The following is a 17,747-nucleotide window of genomic DNA, read 5'->3' as shown; positions in this document are numbered from 1 at the left end:
GCCATCGAAACGGCATACCAGTGAAAGAAGTTCATATTCACTCGTTCGGGGACATTGACTCATGAGTGAGTCGATAGTGCTCTACGGTGTGAGGCGCGCCACCCAACTCCCCATCCCCGCCCACCGGAAGCGCACCGTCGGCCACGGGCCCAGGCCAGGCGGCGAGCCACCGCAGGCGGCCACGGCGACTCCCTACCCAGGCCGCCGGGGGACATGGAGAGACCCACACCCGACGACGGCCGTACAGCGCCGCCTCGACGCCATGGAGCGGCGCGCGCGTCGCAGTCCGGCCACACCGCGTTCGAGCGCAGGCCGTCACTCATGCCACCGCACAAGGAGGTGCCCGTGAACCCCGAATCTCAACTCCCCCTTTCAGCCCGTCCCGTACAAGCACCGCGAAGCCCGGGGGACGTCCCCCCACTCCCGTACCCCGTGCCCACTCCGTTCGGCGGACCATGGGAGTACGCCCTCCGCTTTCCCGGGGACCCGCGCGGCCCCGGAGTCGCGCGGGCGACGCTGCGGGCCGTGCTGACCGCGCACCACCTCGGTGAACTCGCCGACCGCGCCGAGCTGCTGACCTCCGAGCTGACGACCAACGCCGTCCGCTACTCCAAGGGCCCCGCCGCCGTGCTGCTGCGCTGGGCGGCGCCGATCCTCCGGGTCAGCGTCTCCGATCCGTGCCCGGAGTTCCCCGCGCCCCGGGTGCCCGTCGGGCCGGTGGCGGCGGACGCCGAGCGGGGGAGAGGGCTGCTGATCCTCGATCTGCTCGCCGACGCCTGGGGCGACTGCTGCGCGGAGGAGCCGGCCCTGGGCTCCGTTGGCAAGAGCATCTGGTTCGAGCTGATCCTCGGCGCCGGACCGCCGTCCCCGGAGGCCCCCGCGCTCGCGGCCTGACGCGCGTTCCCCCGGCTGCAGGGATTGCCGTACGGGTTCAGCCGCCGTGGCCGAACCCGTACGGCCCGGTAGCGGCCGGCCGCTGTGTGGACACCTGGGCGTGTGCGGCGGCTTGTTTGACCGCGGAGCACCGCTGTGACCTCGCTCGGAGGCCGGCGCCGGTCAGCAGCGTGGGGCCGCTGCTGGGATGTCAGGGCCGCCGGGAGCGCGCGGTGTGCTGCTGCTCTTTGGTGGTGTCGTGAAGAGAACGTGACTGGTGTTGCGCAAATGTGATGAGCGGGTGAAGCCTGTTCGGCCACTTCTGTGCGGTCTTGCCTGCCTGTGCACGCCGGTGTGATCACCGTAGTGTCGCCGCCGCCACGGACGAGATCGAGCCAACCTGGCTGATTCTTCTGCGGCTGACGGGGCCGCTGTCGTCTTCCCGCTCCGGGGTACCGGCATCGGGCGGCCCGGGGAGGGTGGGGCTCTTGTTCTCCGGTCGGATATCCGGTCGTTCACGTTCCGTGGCGCTGGCGCTGGCGGGTGCGATGCTGGCGGTGCTGCTGTCGGCGGTCTCCTTCAGTCCGTCAGCGGTGGCCCTGACGCAGGGCGTGGACTCCCCGGACGTGCCGGCGCAGCCGCACGGGCAGGTGCCCGGGCAGGCGGCGGAGCGGACTCAGAAGCCGTTGCCCGAACCGGTCTGGCCGGTGGCCGGGGAAGTGCTCGTCGATCTTTCGGGCGTTGCGCCCGGAGAGCCGGGCACGGTGGTGGAGGCGTTCTCCTCCTCGCCGGACGCGACGGGAACCGCGGCTGCCGAGGGAACCGAGCTGGTGTCGGTGGCGCCCGTGGCGGAGGGCGCGCCGGGGGGCACAGCAGTCCAGCTGGGCCCGCTGCAAGACGTGACGGGGGAGACCGCCTCTGCCACGCCCGCACCGGAACCGTCCCCGGAGTCCGCATCACCGGCTGCGTCACCTTCCGGCGAGACGACACCCACAGCATCGGCGTCGCCATTGGCATCGGCATCGGCAGAAGTGTCCGCAACGGCAGAAGCTGCCACCCCGCTCCCGTCCTCCTCCGCGTCCCCGACTCCCACGGCGACCGCCTCTCCGTCCGGCACGGAGTCCGGCAACGGCGGTACGGGGGAACTCTCCCCGGAGCGGGTACGGGTGGAGGTGCTCGATCACGCCGCCGTGGCGCCCGGCGGCGGTGTCGGACTCGGCGTCCGCCTGATACGTACCGATGGTGTCGCCCAGCCGGGACAGGTGGAGATCTCTCTGGACTACTCGGCGTTCCGTCACGCCTACGGCGGTGACTTCGCGTCCCGGCTGCGGCTGGTGCGCATGCCCGAGTGCGCGCTGACGACCCCGGAGGCCGAGGGCTGCACGACCCGCGAATCCGTGGTGGCGGACAACGACACCGCGAAGGGGCTCATCACGGCGACGGTGCAGGCCGAAGCGGATCCGGCCACCGGCACGGACGGGGGGATGACGCCGCAACTGGGTGCCGCGAGGCCGGTCTCGGAGACGGTGACGTCCGGCGGCACGGTATACGCGCTGACCTCGGGTTCGTCCTCGGACACCGGCGACTACCGGGCGTCCCCGCTGGGCCAGTCCGGCTCCTGGGATGTGTCGGTGGGCTCCGGAGCCTTCACCTACCAGGTTCCGGTCGCCGTGCCCGAGCCGCCGATGGGTTCGGCACCCCAGGTGGCGCTGAACTACAACTCGCAGTCGGTGGACGGGCGGACCTCGGCCTCCAACAACCAAGCGTCCTGGGCCGGGATGGGCTGGGACCTCAACACGGGGTTCATCGAGCGGCGATACCGCAACTGCACCCAGGACGGGCTGCCGACGATCGGTGATCTGTGCTGGGACTCACCCAACAGCACGCTGGAGCCGTCGGGTGCGGTCTACGTGATCAACCTCGGCGGGGTGAGCTCCCAGCTCATCCAGGACAACGACGGCACCGGCTCCTACCACGTCCAGGACGATCCGGGCTGGCGGGTGCAGCGCATGTTCGGCGGTCACGGCGCGGATGACGAGTACTGGGTGGTCTCCCACCAGGACGGCACCCGCTACTACTTCGGCTGGGGGCGCAGTGAGCGCACCGGCACGGGCACCGGGTCGGTGTGGACGGTGCCGGTGGTCGGCAACGACGTGGGGGAGCCGTGCCACGGCCAGTTCCCGGAGCCCTGTACCCAGGCCTGGCGCTGGAACGTGGACCGGGTGGTCGACGGCAACGAAGTGGAGTCGATCTACTTCTACGACAAGGAGTACAACCACTACCGCTCCGTCGCCAACACCGACCAGGCCCGCAGTTACGTCTCGGGTGGCTATATCGACGAGATCCAGTACGGCTGGTCCTCCCAGACCGGCGACGGGCAGCTGCCCGCGAAGGTCGAGTTCAGCCATGTGAACCGGTGCGCGGAGCGGATGAGCGAGAACAACCCGCTGGACAACCCGCCGCCGGCCTGCCCGTCGATCGACTCCTCCCCCACCTCGTATCCCGATGTCCCGCTGGACCTGCGCTGCGACGGAACAGCCTCCGACTACCACTGCGCCGGCAAGACGTACTTCCCGACGTTCTTCGTCGAGGACATGCTGTGGGACATCAAGACCTATGTGCGCGACGACAACGCCGCACCGTGGTCGCTGGTGATGCAGTACCAGATGAAGTACGCCCTGACCAACCCGTCCGGGCCGGTCGACGGCACGCTGTGGCTGGACTACGTCCAGCGCAAGGCCTACGGCAACGATCCGGACATCACGCTGCCGGTCATCAACTTCAACGGCACCGACCTGGACAACGAGGTCGGCTCGGGTGTCCTGGGCTTCCGGCGGATCACCGATGTCTACGGCGACCTGGGTGCGCGCGTCAGCGTCGACTACGGCTTCGCGAACCCCTGTTATGCCGACTCGCTGCCGTCGCAGTCGAACAACTCCAAGGACTGCTACTGGCAGAAATGGACGCCCGAAGGGGGCGAGGAGACCACGGGCTGGTTCAAGAAGTTCCTGGTCACCAAGGTCACCGCGGACCCGCGGGCCGGCCAGGGCACGAACGGTGACGGCGCCCCGGCACACATCACCACCTACGACTACTACGGCGGCGCCGGCTGGCGCTTCACCGCCGACCCGCTGACCCCGGACGAGGACGAGACCTGGTCGGACTGGCGCGGATACCGCAACCCCCGCGTCACCGCGGGCGCGAACGGCCACGCGCACTCCACCTACTACTGGCGCTACCGGGGCCTGGACGGCGACCGCACCTCCAAGACCGACCCGTCGGCCACCCGCAGCGTGACGGTCACCGACTCCACCGGCACCCAGTGGCCCGACTCGGCGTGGCTGGCCGGACGGGTGCTGGAGACCAGCCACCGCGACGACAGCAGCGGATCCCCGGTCTCCCGGAAACGGGTGCGGCACCGGTACTGGGCGCACAACACCGCCCAGTACACCGGCCTGCCCGACGCCCGGTTCGTCAGGGAGGACCGGACCACCACCCTCACAAGGGTCTCCACCTCCACCTCGGACCAGTCCACCTGGCGCGAACACGTCGTCCAGCACGAGTACGACACCTCAGAGGGCGCCAGCGCCACCTTCGGGCTGCCGCTGCGCACCGACGACTGGGGCGAGAGCGGCGTCTCCGACAACCGCTGCACCACCTTCGGCCGCGCCTACAACACCGACGACCTCAACGCGGCGGGCGTCCAGCGCTGGACCGTGCTGGAGGACGAGGTCCGCACCTACTCCGTCGGCTGCACCAGCCGTGCCGCGTCCAACCGCACCTCCTACACCGCCACGCTGTACGACGGCGCCGGTTCCGTCGCGGGTAACAAGCCGGTCGACGGCAATGCCACCGAGGTCCGGGAGTACACCGACGACCTCACCCACCGGGCCACCCGGGCCTCCTACGACGCGGCCGGCCGGGTCACCGAGGCGTGGGACGCCAGGGGCAACAAGACGACCAGCAGTCACAGCCCGGCCAACTCCTGGCCGCTGAACGGCGTGACGGTGACCGGACCCGACCCGGACGGCACCGGGCCCGGCACATCGCTGTCCAGCACCACCTGGTACTCGCGCTTCTGGGGAACCCCCTGGAAGACCACGGACGCCAACGGCAACACCACCCGGATCGAACTGGACGGAGCCGGCCGCACCGCCAAGGTGTGGAAGCCCACCGAGTACGGCGACTACCCCGGCGGCAGCGCATCGCTGGTCTTCACCTACACCACGCCCACCGCAACCAGCAGCAGCGGAGTGCCGGACGCGGTCAGCGGCCCGTCCCGCGTCACCTCCAAGACCCTGCAGTCGGGCACGGCCTATCTGGTGTCTCACGCCTACGCCGACGGTTTCGGGCGCGCCCGCGAGACGCAGACGGCGGCCCCCGGAGGCACCGGCCGCAACGTCGTCTCCACCCGCTACGACTCCTCCGGCAACGTCACCGGAACCTCCGCGGCCTTCTACAACTCCGGCGCGGCGGGCTCCGGCATGGTGCTCCCGGCCGTGGCCGACCTGCCCTCGTACGGCGATGTCGTCCCCGACTGGGCGGGCCGCACCACCGAGTCGAAGATCATGGTCAACGGCGTCAACCAGAGCGCGGGCCGGACACTGACCGCCTACCACGGCGACTACACCCGGGTCACCCCGCCGGCCGGCGGCGCCACCGACACCCACACCGACGTCTACGGCCAGACGGCCAAGGTGGTGGAGCACCACGACAGCGACACCTACACCACCGCCTACGGCTACACCGACCGGGGCCAACTGGCGACGATCACCGACACGCTGGGCAACGTCACCACCTACACCTACAACTGGCACGGCGAGCGCACGGCCACCGACGACCCCGACGCCGGCTCCTCGACCACGGCGTACGACGCCAACGGCAATGTGCAGACGGCCACCAACGCCGCCGGTGTCACACTCACCCACACCTACGACGCGCTGAACCGCCTGGTCGAGACCCGCGAGGGCACGACCCTGATCACCTCCCACACCTACGACACCGCGACGAAGGGCAAGGGGCTGCCCGCCACCTCCACCTCCTACGCGGGAGGCGCCTACACCAGCGCCGTCACCGCGTACGACGCCCGGGGCCGCGCGCTCGAGAAGCAGCTCACCGTACCGGCCGCGGCCGGAGAACTGGCCGGCACGTACACCGTCGGCCTGCACTACGACGCGGCCGGCCACGTCACGGCGACCGACTACCCGGCGATCGGCGGCCTGCCCGCGGAGACCGTCACCGCCCAGTACACCGACCAGGGCCTCGTCTCCACCCTGAGCAGCCCGCTGGCCACCTACGTCGCCGGCACCGACTACGACAACCTGGCGCGGCTCACCGGCCGCACCTACGGCACCGAGGCCACCACCGGCACCACCGCCTCTCGTGCCTACACCTACGACGACACCAACGGCACGAGCGCCCTGCGGACCGTCCGGGCGAGCACGAGCACCGGCGGACTGGTGCAGGACGACACCCTCGACCGCAACGACGCCGGCGTCCCCACCGCGGTGACCGACGGAGTGGCGGCCCAGCGGGAGTGCTTCCGCTACGACCCCCTCAACCGCCTCACCGCCGCCTGGACGACCGCCGCCGCCACCCAGTGCGCGGCCACCGGAACCCCCAACGCCGACTTCGCGGCTGGGCCCGACCCGTACCGGACGGAGTACGCCTACGACCCAATCGGCAACCTCCAGTCGGTCACCGACACCACCGCGTCCGGTTCGACCACCGAGGACTACCGCTACCCGGGCTACAACGGGGACGAGTCCGCCTACACCCCCGGCGCCGACCAGCCGCACGCGGTCGTCCAGGCGGGCGCCGACACCTACGCGTACAACGCGGCCGGGCAGCTCACCACGCGCACCGTCGACGGCCTGACCTCCACCTTCGAGTGGAACGGGCAGAACCGGGTCCGGGCCGTCACCCAGCAGCACGCCACGGGCGACGAGGAGACTTCCTACGTCTACGACGCCGGCGGCAACCCGCTGATGCGCACCTCGGCCGAGGAGAGAGTCCTGTACCTCGACGGGCACGAGGTCCGCTCGACACCGGGAACCACCGGTACCCGGGCCACCCGCTACTACGTGTCCGGGCAGAACACCGTGGCGATGCGCGCGGCGAGCCCCACCGAGAGCGACGGCGTCCTCACCTGGCTGATGGGCGACGGCCAGGCCTCCACCCAGCTGATGATCCTCGCCGCCACCGGTACGGTCAGCCGCCGCCGCTACACCCCCTTCGGCGCCCAGCGCGGCACCACCGCCCTGCCGGGCGAAACCGACCGCGGATTCCTCGGCCGGCCCGAGGACGACACCACCGGCCTGTCCATCCTCGGCGCCCGCATGTACGACCCGGTCCTCGGCCGTTTCCTCAGCACCGACGAACTCACCACCCCGTACGACCCGCAGAACCTCGGCGCCTACACCTACTCCCGCAACAACCCCATTGCCTTCAGCGACCCCACCGGCCTGTGGTGCGACGGATGCAACGGCGGCAACGGCTGGCCGACGCCCGACGGATACACCGAGGAGGAGCCCTACACCCCCGAGACGATCCCCAACGCACCGACGGGCGGCGGTGGAAACGGCGGTGGCGGTGGTGGTGGGAGCGAAGGACCGCGTTTCATCGAGAGCGATGATCTCGATTCATCGCGGTGCGCCTATACGGGGAACGTCTGCAACAGTGTCTTCTGGGATATCCAATACACCGATTACCGGGGCGACTGGAACGAACTGTGGCAGCTGGGTAAGGAACTCGTCCTGCCCGACGTCGAGGCATGGGAAGCATGCCTGGCGGACCACCAACTGTCCGGCTGCGGCTGGGCCGCCCTGGATCTCCCCTGGTTCAAGGCGGTCAAGGGCGGAAAGGTCATCCTGAAAGGCGCCAAGAAGGCGGGCAACTGCCCCGTCCGCGGCCACAGTTTCCTCTCCGAAACTCAAGTCCTTCTCTCCGACGGAACGCGCAAGGACATCGAAGATGTCAAGATCGGCGACGAAGTCGTGGTCACCGATCCGGAAACCGGCGAGACCACGACCCGGGACGTGGTCGTCACCATCGTCACAGCGGACGACAAGAACTTCGTCGACGTGACGGTCACCACCGACGAGGGCCCGGCTTCCCTCATCTCCACGGTGAACCACCCCTTCTGGTCGGAATCCGAGGCGCGGTGGACCGACGCGGGCGACCTGAAGGCCGGCACCATCCTCCGGACCCCCGACGGCGACAGCGCAACCGTCACCGCCACCCGCCACTTCACACAGCGCCGGCGCACCCACGACCTCACCATCGACGACATCCACACGTACTATGTACTGGCGGGCGAGACACCGGTTCTCGTCCATAATTCCAGCTGCCCTGTGCCAATTTCGAAGGGTCGTTGGGACCACATATGGGACCGGCATGTTGTTCGTGGCGGCGAGTTCCCCAACAAAAGTAAGTTCTTCACGACGAGCAAAGCGAAGATCCAGAAAATGATCAATCGCGCACTCAACGGCCAGACCGGTGACGGGGCATACTACTACGAGTTCCCGAATCCGATCGGCCGGAATGGGGCTGGAGATGATCAGTATCATATTCGGGTTGTGGTTCGTGACCGAAAACTCATCACAGCCTTCCCGTCTGAGGGGCCCGAGTGATGCGTGGTTGTGACATCGGACTCTCACTCAGGAGGTGTTGTGGGCGTGGATGTGGCCCTCGTGCGCGTGGAGCAACGAGGGGACAGTCCGAGGCGGCGACGCACGAGTCAGGTGGACGCTGTTCTCGATCTTCACGACAAATTCGCTCGCCTTTGCGGATCGAGCGTGCTCCCCATGCTCAGTCGAGTGGATCCCTACGGGACTTTGATCTTGAGTTCGAGTGAGATGGATCAGTTCGTATCGGAAATCGAGATCGAATTCTTTCGGGTCGAAGATTCTGTAGTGAAGGAGTTCCTGGAAAGCGTGCTGAGGCTGGCTCGCCTATGTCGCGAAAAACGGGACATGCAATTGCGTCTAGACGGAGATTAGAAACTCATACGGAACCTGTTGCCGATGAATGCGAGATCGGCACGCCCGTCTTTGCCGAGCAGTAGATATCGGTGTTTGACGGCAGCGCAGGCGAATGTCGACGGCCCCGCAAGGCATCTTGCGGGGCCGTGACGCGGGCCGTGACGCGGGCCGCGCACGGCACGGCCGCCCACTCTTCCCGCTCTCGGCTCCGCCACCGCGGGCCGGCTGACCTCACGGGTTTGGACGCCTTCCGCGCGCAGGCCCGCGAAGTCACCGGGGCACCTCTGCCGCAGGTCGAAGTCCCCCGGCACTCAAGTCCTTCTCTCCGACGGTACGCGTAAGGACATCGAAGACGTCGAGATCGGCGACGAAGTCGTGGTCACCGATCCGGAAACCGGCGAGACCACGACTCGGGACGTGGTCGTCACCATCGTCACAGCGGACGACAAGAACTTCGTCGACGTGACGGTCACCACCAACGACGGCCCGGCTTCCCTCATCTCCACGGTGAACCACCCCTTCTGGTCGGAATCGGAGGCACGGTGGATCGACGCGGGTGATCTGAAGCCCGGCACCACCCTCCGGACCCCCGACGGCGACACCGTCACCGTCATCGCCGGCCGCCACTTCACACAGCGCCAGCGCACCCACGACCTCACCATCGACGACATCCACACGTACTATGTGCTGGCGGGCGAGACACCGGTCCTCGTTCACAATGCAGGAGGGCTGTATGTACGCGGGCCGAAAGATCCCCTGAATTTCGGGAGCAATTACACCGGGCGCGTCGACAGATTTGACATCGGTGGTACGACTGAATTCGAGGTTCACGTCTACCACAAGGGTAAGGAAGTCGGGATCTTCGGCAGTGATGGATGGTTCTCGAAGCACGGAAAGAGTGCTGACGTCGACGTTCCGCGAGATGTCTACAATAACTTGAAGGGGCTAGCCGTGGGCGAGTTGAGGCGAGATGGCCGTATCGGCCCCAAAGGAACGGAGAGCGTGAAGGGCGACAACTGGAAGCGTTCGCGCATCACTGGCGGTAGATGCTAATGAAGTACGTGCGTGTGGAGCCGCTGCAGGACCGGTACGGGTACCACCTGGATCCGCAGAACTACTTGCAGGTACTCCCGCAGCTCTCCGACGACCTTCCCCCCGGCGCGGCGGTGTTTGCCGCTCACCCGGATCACTACGACTTCCGAGGGGTTCGGTGCGTTAAGGATCTGGAGCTGAGCAAGGCAACTCTCGTTGATGAGCAAGGGCAAGTTTCTCTCGAATTTGCCCTTGCTCCGAACGAGTGGAAACATGAGAGCGGTTTGCGTATTCGCTACTCGGACGTCCAGTCTTTCCATGTGGACGCTGAGGAGTCCGACGGTATGTTTCCTCGCCTGGGTTCCCTGCAGTTGGACGAAGTACTTCCGCATCCGTCGGGTATGTCGCACGAAGTTTCCTTCACGTGCGGTTCGATTCTCGTTGTCGCTGCCGATCTCGTGGCCACATGGGAGTAGAGAGCAGCCCGTGACGGAATAACGAATCCCCGAAGGGGGTTATGCCCCTTCGGGGATTCGCTGTTCCTCAGCACCGACGAACTCGTCGCCCCGTACGACCCGCAGAACCTAGGCCCTGTCGTCAAAAGATCTTGCCGAGACGGTGCTGAGGTCGTGGATGATGCGTGAGTGGAACATCTCTCTATCGACGTGCGCGCTTCGCTCCGGCTGTTCGCCTTCTACTTGGCGAACGGCACCATCGACGTCGAGTTGCTCGAGGGGGTCGACTACCGATCAAGCGTCTTTCACTCCGGCTCATCGCTGGAGCAGGTCTTCGCGATCTACGGCAACGTGCTGCAAGTCGATGCAGACGGCATGGTGCTGAATGACGGGGACGCGCAGTACCGGGTCGCGCAGTGGATTCGGGCGTGCTGCGACCCGAGCTATCGGGTCGAGCCGCCGTTCGAAGCCTGGGAGACCGAACTCCATCTTTGAGGACCAAGTGCTCGTCGGGACTTCACGCCCACATCAGGAGCGAGGCGAGTGTGACGGCGGCTTGGTAGGACTCGGCAGTCTTGTCGTAGCGGGTGGCGAGGCCGCGCCACTGCTTCAGCCGGCTGAAGCACCGCTCCACCACGTTGCGCCGCTTGTGCAGGTCCCGATCGAATGTCGGCGGGCGTCCGCCGCTGCTTCCCCGTCGGAGGCGGTTTGCGACCTGATCTGCCCGCTCAGGGATGGTGTGGGCGATGCCTCACCTTCGCAGCCAGGTGCGGATCGCTTTCGAGCTGTAGCCCTTGTCACCCAGGAGGTGATCGGGCCGGACTCGGGGCCGTCCGGGGCCGATCCGGGGTACCCGGATCGCTTCCATGGCAGCGGTGAACTGGGTGCAGTCGTTGGTGTTTCCGCCTGTCATGACGAAGGCAAGTGGACGCCCTCGTCCGTCACAGGCCAGATGGACTTGCTGGTCAGGCCGCCTCTGGACCTGCCGAGCGCCGCGTCACGGAGCCCCCTTTTCGAGCCCCCGCCGCATGCTGATGGGCCCGCACGATGGTGGCGTCAACCGATACCAACCACTCGACATCACCCGCCTCGTCCGCTTGGCTTGCGCGGTACGCAGCATCCGCTCGAACGTCCCGTCCGCCGCCCACCTGCGAAAACGCGTGTGCAGCGTGGCCCACGGCCCATAACGCTCAGGCACGTCCCGCCATGCTGTTCCAGTCCGGAACTTCCACACGATCCCGCTCAGGACCCTGCGGTCATCCACCCGCTTACGCCCACGCAACGACACAGGCAACAACGGCCGGACGAACTCCCACTCGGCATCAGACAGTTCATGGCGACGTATCACCCGACCATGATCCACCAATCAAGATCAATTGAAGACACTGCCTAGGCGCCTACATCTACTCCCGCTACAACCCCATCGCCTTCAGCGACCCCACCGGCCTGTGGTGCGACGGGTGCAACGGCGGCAACGGCTGGCCGGCGCCCGACGGATACACCGAGGAGGAGCCCTACACCCCCGAGACGATTCCCAATGCACCGACGGGCGGCGGTGGAAACGGCGGTGGCGGGGGTGGCGGGAGCGAAGGACCGCGTTTCACGGAGTCGTGGTCACCGATCCGGAAACCGGCGAGACCACGACCCGGGACGTGGTTGTCACTATCGTCACAGCGGAGGACAAGAACTTCGTCGACGTGACGGTCACCACCGCGGCTCCAAGCGGCCGAGTGGTTCACCCTCAGCGAGACGAACGTGCGATCCAAGGACGTGCGGGTCGGCGTCCGGTCGGTGCAGCGGTGGTGCCTGACCTGGGCCGAGGGGCCTGCGGGCGCTCCGGTCCAGCGGTCGGAGCCTCGCTGCCGAGGCCGAGTGAGAAGCAGTTCAGGCAGTTCTTGGAGAGCATGGTGATTGTTAGGCTCCCGCGTATGGGGGACCTTGCACAGACCGGCGGAGCTGCGCATCTCTGGCTCAGCCGTCCGTTCGGTGTGGTCATAGCGCTTTTCGCGCTGCTCCTCACGTGGCTCAGTGCCGGCACGGCCGTTGTGGTGATCGGGCACGTGGGCGCTTCGGGCAAGGCCGGCATCGAGTACTGCGGGGGTTCGGGCACGCGGAGTGATCCCTACCTCTGCAGGGGCCCCATAACTGCGGACGATGGCCGTGTGCTCGGCACCTACTCCAACAGACGAGATGACGACCTGCGCGTGGGCGACACACTCGCTGTCCGGGACTCGCCGAGCGGCTGGGTCCGCGAGAACAGTTGGACCAGAGGGTTCTCCGTGCTGATGGCTTCCGTGGGCCTGGCCCTGCTCGGTCTGGGCATCACCATGGCGGGACCACGTTCTGGTCCATCCCGTGGCGGCACCGCCGAGCCGCAGATCCGTATGACCATGCCGCTGAAGATCCTCGGGGGGCTTGGCGTCATTGGGGCCGTCGCCGGGTTCGTCCTGCTGGCGGGAGCGTGATCACCGACTCTGGAGAGCGCCGGGCTCAACGGGGCTGAGCAGCGGCCCCGGTGGCCGGGGCACTGGTGACGACCTCGGTCTCGTAGAAGCAGAAGTAGTCCCTGATCCGCGCCACTTCGGTTTTGGGGTCCGGGTAGGCCCACACCAGGTCCGGGGCTTCTGGGCGGGACCAGTACACGGCGTCGCCCTTGAACGGGCAGTGGGTGCTGGTGTCCGACGGGGTGAGGAGGTCCGTCCGGACGTCCTCCGGCGGGAGGTAGTAGCGGACCGGGCAGCCGGTCTCGCGGAGCAGCAGCGGGCGGCGGCTCTCGGCCAGCACCTGCCCGGCGTGCGTCACCCGTACGTGCTCGGTGCCCTGTTCGACGGTGATGCGGTGTCCTGCGGTCACGGGAGGCTCCTTCGTGCGGGGCTGCGGGGGCTGCGGTCCTGTCCAGCTTCTCGTCTTCCGACAGCAAGCCGGCCGCCGTCCTTCTTCCCCGCAGGCCGGGCGGCTCCGCGACCCGGGCACGGCATGGCGCCCCGGCGCCGGGGAGCGGCCGTGCGCCGCCCGTGCGGCAAGCTGGGCCCATGACTGCACATCTGATCACAGGGGCCGGATCGGGCATCGGGGCCGCCGTGGCGCGGCGGCTGGACGAGCGCGGGGACGAGCTGTGGCTGCTGGCGCGGGACGCCGGGCGGGCCCGGGAGCTGGAACGGGCGTTCCCCGGGGCGCGGATGCTCGTCGGTGACCTCGCGGCCCCGGAGAAGCTGTCCTGGGCGCTCAGCCACCAGGAGGTACCGGAGCGGCTCGACTCGCTCGTCCACTCCGCCGGTGTGGTGGAGCTCGGCACGGTCGGCGAGCTGACCCCCAAGGCGTGGAACCGGCAGCTCGCCGTCAACCTCGTCGCGCCCGCAGAGCTGACCCGGCTGCTGCTGCCGCAGCTCCGGCTGTCCCGCGGCCATGTCGTCTTCGTCAACTCCGGTTCCGGGCTGCGTGCCAACCCGGACTGGTCCGCGTACGCCGCCAGCAAGCACGGGCTGAAGGCGCTCGCCGACTCCCTGCGCGCCGAGGAGCACGGCAACGGCGTACGCGTCACCTCCGTCTACCCGGGCCGCACCGCCACGCCCATGCAGGCGAAGGTCCACCAGCACGAGGGCAAGACGTACGAGGAGGGGCGCTGGATCGCGGCGGAGTCGGTCGCCACCACCGTCGTCACGGCGCTCACCCTGCCCCGGGACGCGGAGATCACCGACCTGTCGGTGCGCCCCGGCCACTGAGCGCCGGACGCCGTGCCGTGCGGGGCCGTCCGCTCCGGGCCCCGCACCGGGCCGTCCGTCCGCACGGCCCCGCCCCGGTGACGTCGCCGCCGGGCCCGAACCGGTGCCCGCGCGCCCCCGCCGCCCGCCCCGGGCTCCCCCGTCGCGCGAGGGGTCGTCTCGTACGCTTCACCGCGTGAGCGAGAAGAGCAGGTTCATTTGGGGTACGGCGGCCGCGACCGGGGTCGGGTCCATGCCGGGCGGGGACGCGCGCGAGGCGGCGAAGACGGTCACCGGTTCACTGGAGGCGTTCCCGCATCTGCCGGAGCTGCCCGCCCGTGGCCCGGGCGCCGACATGCTGGGCCGCACCATCGGGCTGCTGGCCGAGCTGTACGCGCACGTCGAGCCCAGCGGCTGGCGGCTGAGCGACCGCCCGGGCCGCGACACCCGGCGCGCGCGCTCCTGGATGGGGGAGGACCTCGACGCGCTGGAGGAGTTCACCCAGGGGTTCGAGGGCCCGCTGAAGGTGCAGGCCGTCGGCCCGTGGACGCTCGCGACGGGGCTGGAACTGCGCGGCGGCGAGGCGGTGCTGAGCGACGCCGGGGCCTGCCGCGACCTGGCCGCCTCGCTCGCCGAGGGGCTGCGCGGCCATCTCGCCGAGGTGCGGCGGCGGGTGCCCGGCGCCGAGGTGGTGCTCCAGCTGGACGAGCCGTCGCTGACCCCGGTGCTGAGCGGGCGGGTGCGGTCGGCCAGCGGCTACCGCACCTACAACGCCGTGGACCGGGCCGTCGTCGAGGGGGCGCTCCGCGAGGTGGTCGCGGCGGCCGGTGGCGCGCCGGTGATCGTGCACTCCTGTGCGCCGGATGTGCCCTTCGCGCTGCTGCGGCGGGCGGGGGCGGCGGGTATTTCGTTCGATTTCTCGCTGCTCACCGAGCGTGACGAGGAGCCGATCGGGGAAGCAGTGGAGGGAGGGACGGCGCTCTTCGCCGGAGTCGTGCCGGGCACCGACACCGCGTTGTCAGACCCTGCCCTTAGTGTCATGGGTGTCAGAACGCTGTGGCGCAGGCTGGGGCTGTCGCCGGGGAGTCTCGCCACGTCCGTGGCGGTCACCCCGTCGTGCGGTCTCGCCGGTGCCTCACCGGCCTACGCGCGCTCGGCGCTGGCGCACTGCGCCCGGGCGGCGAGGTCGCTCGCGGACAACCCAGAGTGACGACCGTGGCGCGGTGCGGGGGACGGTCGAGCAGTACGGGGAAGGACGGCGCGACGGCCCGGGCGGCACCACGGCACGGCGTATGACGGCACGGCGGGAAGAGGCGGCGACCGCACAGGGCGGGCGGCGTACGGCGGCGACGGGAGGACGGCACGGTGGCCGGTGAAGAGCAGGCGGTGCAGGCAGTCGCGGAGACGGGATCGGCGGTGCCCCCGGAGGCCCGGGAGCGGCACCAGCGGCTGGCGGAGGAGGTCGAGGAGCACCGCTTCCGCTACTACGTGAAGGACGCCCCGGTCGTCAGCGACGCCGAGTTCGACCGGCTGCTGCGTTCCCTGGAGGCGCTGGAGGAGGAGCATCCGGAGCTGCGCACCCCCGAGTCGCCCACCCAGAAGGTGTCCGGGGCGTACGAGACGGAGTTCACCGAGGTCGAGCACCGCGAGCGGATGCTCAGCCTCGACAACGCCTTCGACGACGAGGAGCTGGAGTCCTGGGGCGACCGCATCGCGCGCGAGCTGGGCGGCACCGGCTATCACTTCCTCTGCGAGCTCAAGATCGACGGCCTCGCGGTCAATCTGACGTACGAGCACGGCCGGCTCACCCGGGCGGCCACCCGCGGCGACGGCCGCACGGGCGAGGACATCACGCCCAACGTCCGCACCATCACGGACGTCCCCGAGCGGCTGAGTGGGGAGAACATCCCGGAGCTGGTGGAGATCCGCGGGGAGGTCTTCTTCCCGATGGAGCGGTTCACCGAGCTCAACGCCCGGCTGGTGGAGGCCGGCAAGCCGCCGTTCGCCAACCCGCGGAACGCCGCCGCCGGCTCGCTCCGCCAGAAGGACCCCAAGATCACCGCGACGCGCCCGCTGCACATGGTGGTGCACGGCATCGGCGCTCGCGAGGGTTTCTCCATCGACCGGCTGTCGCAGGCCTACGACCTGCTGAGCGCCTGGGGCCTGCCCACCACCCCGCACGCCAGGGTGGTGGACTCCCTCGCCGGGGTCCGCGAGTTCATCGCCCACTACGGCGAGAACCGCCACTCCGTGGAGCACGAGATCGACGGCGTCGTCGTCAAGGTCGACGAGGTGCCCCTCCAGGGCCGGCTGGGCTCCACCTCGCGCGCCCCGCGCTGGGCCATCGCCTGGAAGTACGCGCCCGAGGAGGTGAACACCAAGCTGGTGGACATCCGGGTCGGCGTCGGCCGCACGGGGCGGGTCACGCCCTACGCGGTGGTCGAGCCGGTCACCGTCGCCGGCTCGGAGGTCGAGTTCGCCACCCTCCACAACCAGGAGGTGGTCAAGGCCAAGGGCGTGCTCATCGGGGACACGGTGGTGCTGCGGAAGGCCGGGGACGTCATCCCGGAGATCCTCGGCCCGGTGACGGACCTGCGGGACGGCAGCGAGCGGGAGTTCGTGATGCCCGCCGAGTGCCCCGACTGCGGCACTCCGCTGCGCCCCATGAAGGAGGGCGACATCGACCTCCGCTGCCCGAACGCCCGCACCTGCCCCGCGCAGCTCCGCGAGCGCGTGTTCTATCTGGCGGGCCGCAAGGCGCTGGACATCGAGAACTTCGGCTATGTGGTGGCCACCGCGCTCACCCAGCCGCTGGAGCCGGCCGAGCCGCCGCTGTGCGACGAGGGCGACCTCTTCGACCTGACGGTGGAGCAGCTGCTGCCGATCAAGTCGCATGTCCTCGATCCGGACACCGGGCTGCCCAAGAGCGACCCGAAGACGGGCGAGCCCAAGGTCGTCACCTTCTTCGCCAACCAGAAGGGCGAGCCGAAGAAGAACACCCTCGCCATGCTGGAGAACATCGCCGCGGCCAAGGAGCGCCCGCTGGCCCGGATCATCACGGGCCTGTCCATCCGCCATGTGGGCCCCGTCGCGGCGGAGGCGCTGGCCCGCGAGTTCCGCTCGCTGGACCGGATCGCCGAGGCGGACGAGGAGGAGCTGGCGGCCACCGAGGGCGTCGGGCCGACCATAGCCGCCTCGCTCAAACAGTGGTTCGCCGAGGACTGGCACCGCGAGATCGTGGAGAAGTGGCGGGCCGCCGGGGTGCGGATGGCGGAGGAATCCGGCCGGGACGACGGCCCCCGTCCGCTGGAGGGACTCACCGTCGTCGTCACGGGCACGCTCTCCTCGCACACCAGAGATGGCGCGAAAGAGGCGTTGCAGATCCGCGGAGCGAAAGTCACCGGTTCCGTTTCCAAGAAGACGGCCTTCGTCGTGGTAGGTGACAACCCCGGCTCCAAACACGACAAGGCGGTCCAGCTCAAGGTTCCCGTGCTGGATGAGGAGGGGTTCGCCGTTCTGCTCGAACACGGTCCCGACGCGGCCCGTGAAGTCGCACAGACATCCGCCGAGTAGCCGTCACATGACACCCGTTCGGCGCATACCAGACGCTTCGGTGTGCCTGGTCCGCATTCGGGCAACCCCTGCGGATCGCTGCCCGTCCAGGCGCCGGGCAGCCTACTGTTGAGGGTGTGCGCCCGCCGTGC

At 68.9% G+C, this 17,747-nt stretch carries 12 protein-coding genes and 1 pseudogene; 9 read left to right on the top strand and 4 right to left on the bottom strand.

The window, feature by feature from the left end:
* The first annotated feature begins 432 nt into the window (after positions 1–432).
* From LIX60_RS08735 to LIX60_RS08715, 5 genes are all read left to right on the top strand, one after another.
* A complete protein-coding gene (locus LIX60_RS08735; protein WP_227957938.1) occupies positions 433–894 on the top strand; it encodes an ATP-binding protein in 462 nt (153 codons plus the stop codon).
* Positions 895–1,397: 503 nt separating this feature from the next.
* Positions 1,398–8,504: a polymorphic toxin-type HINT domain-containing protein gene (locus tag LIX60_RS08730; RefSeq protein WP_227957937.1), complete on the top strand. Its 7,107-nt coding sequence runs from the start codon at positions 1,398–1,400 to the stop codon at positions 8,502–8,504.
* A 576-nt stretch (positions 8,505–9,080) separates the two neighbouring features.
* Positions 9,081–9,908, top strand: a complete 828-nt coding sequence (locus tag LIX60_RS08725; RefSeq protein ID WP_227962678.1) for a polymorphic toxin-type HINT domain-containing protein — start codon at positions 9,081–9,083, stop codon at positions 9,906–9,908.
* Between the two features lie 14 nt (positions 9,909–9,922).
* Positions 9,923–10,363, top strand: a complete 441-nt coding sequence (locus LIX60_RS08720) for a hypothetical protein (protein ID WP_227957936.1) — start codon at positions 9,923–9,925, stop codon at positions 10,361–10,363.
* A gap of 168 nt (positions 10,364–10,531) precedes the next feature.
* On the top strand, positions 10,532–10,837 hold the full coding sequence (locus tag LIX60_RS08715; protein ID WP_227957935.1) for a hypothetical protein: 306 nt from the start codon (positions 10,532–10,534) through the stop codon (positions 10,835–10,837).
* Positions 10,838–10,859: 22 nt separating this feature from the next.
* Here LIX60_RS08715 and LIX60_RS31925 read toward each other — a convergent pair whose 3' ends face one another.
* From LIX60_RS31925 to LIX60_RS31410, 3 genes and pseudogenes are all read right to left on the bottom strand, one after another.
* Positions 10,860–11,078, bottom strand: coding sequence for a transposase (locus tag LIX60_RS31925; protein WP_374117968.1), 219 nt, complete (start codon positions 11,076–11,078; stop codon positions 10,860–10,862).
* A gap of 15 nt (positions 11,079–11,093) precedes the next feature.
* Positions 11,094–11,312: pseudogene (locus tag LIX60_RS31415) on the bottom strand (transposase); the annotation flags it as partial.
* 27 nt (positions 11,313–11,339) lie between these two features.
* Positions 11,340–11,690, bottom strand: coding sequence for a transposase (locus tag LIX60_RS31410; RefSeq protein ID WP_308101126.1), 351 nt, complete (start codon positions 11,688–11,690; stop codon positions 11,340–11,342).
* A 580-nt stretch (positions 11,691–12,270) separates the two neighbouring features.
* On the opposite strand from LIX60_RS31410, the gene LIX60_RS08705 reads away from it, so the two are divergent.
* On the top strand, positions 12,271–12,807 hold the full coding sequence (locus tag LIX60_RS08705; RefSeq protein ID WP_227957934.1) for a hypothetical protein: 537 nt from the start codon (positions 12,271–12,273) through the stop codon (positions 12,805–12,807).
* A 25-nt stretch (positions 12,808–12,832) separates the two neighbouring features.
* Here LIX60_RS08705 and LIX60_RS08700 read toward each other — a convergent pair whose 3' ends face one another.
* Complete coding sequence (locus LIX60_RS08700) at positions 12,833–13,195, bottom strand: DUF427 domain-containing protein (RefSeq protein WP_227957933.1); 363 nt, start codon at positions 13,193–13,195, stop codon at positions 12,833–12,835.
* Positions 13,196–13,374: 179 nt separating this feature from the next.
* Here LIX60_RS08700 and LIX60_RS08695 point away from each other — a divergent pair, with 179 nt between their 5' ends.
* From LIX60_RS08695 to ligA, 3 genes are all read left to right on the top strand, one after another.
* Positions 13,375–14,064: an SDR family oxidoreductase gene (locus LIX60_RS08695; RefSeq protein WP_125624622.1), complete on the top strand. Its 690-nt coding sequence runs from the start codon at positions 13,375–13,377 to the stop codon at positions 14,062–14,064.
* Positions 14,065–14,239: 175 nt separating this feature from the next.
* The gene (locus tag LIX60_RS08690; protein WP_227957932.1) at positions 14,240–15,253 is read left to right on the top strand and encodes a methionine synthase; all 1,014 of its coding nucleotides are present in this window, start codon (positions 14,240–14,242) and stop codon (positions 15,251–15,253) included.
* A gap of 155 nt (positions 15,254–15,408) precedes the next feature.
* On the top strand, positions 15,409–17,616 hold the full coding sequence (gene ligA / locus LIX60_RS08685; RefSeq protein ID WP_374117830.1) for an NAD-dependent DNA ligase LigA: 2,208 nt from the start codon (positions 15,409–15,411) through the stop codon (positions 17,614–17,616).
* Positions 17,617–17,747: the final 131 nt, after the last annotated feature.

It is taken from the genome of Streptomyces sp. S07_1.15, from assembly GCF_020739505.1.
In the GTDB taxonomy this organism is placed as follows: domain Bacteria; phylum Actinomycetota; class Actinomycetes; order Streptomycetales; family Streptomycetaceae; genus Streptomyces; species Streptomyces xinghaiensis.
The sequence above is the reverse complement of the archived record's forward strand: the minus strand, read 5'-3'. Positions and strand labels throughout refer to the sequence as shown.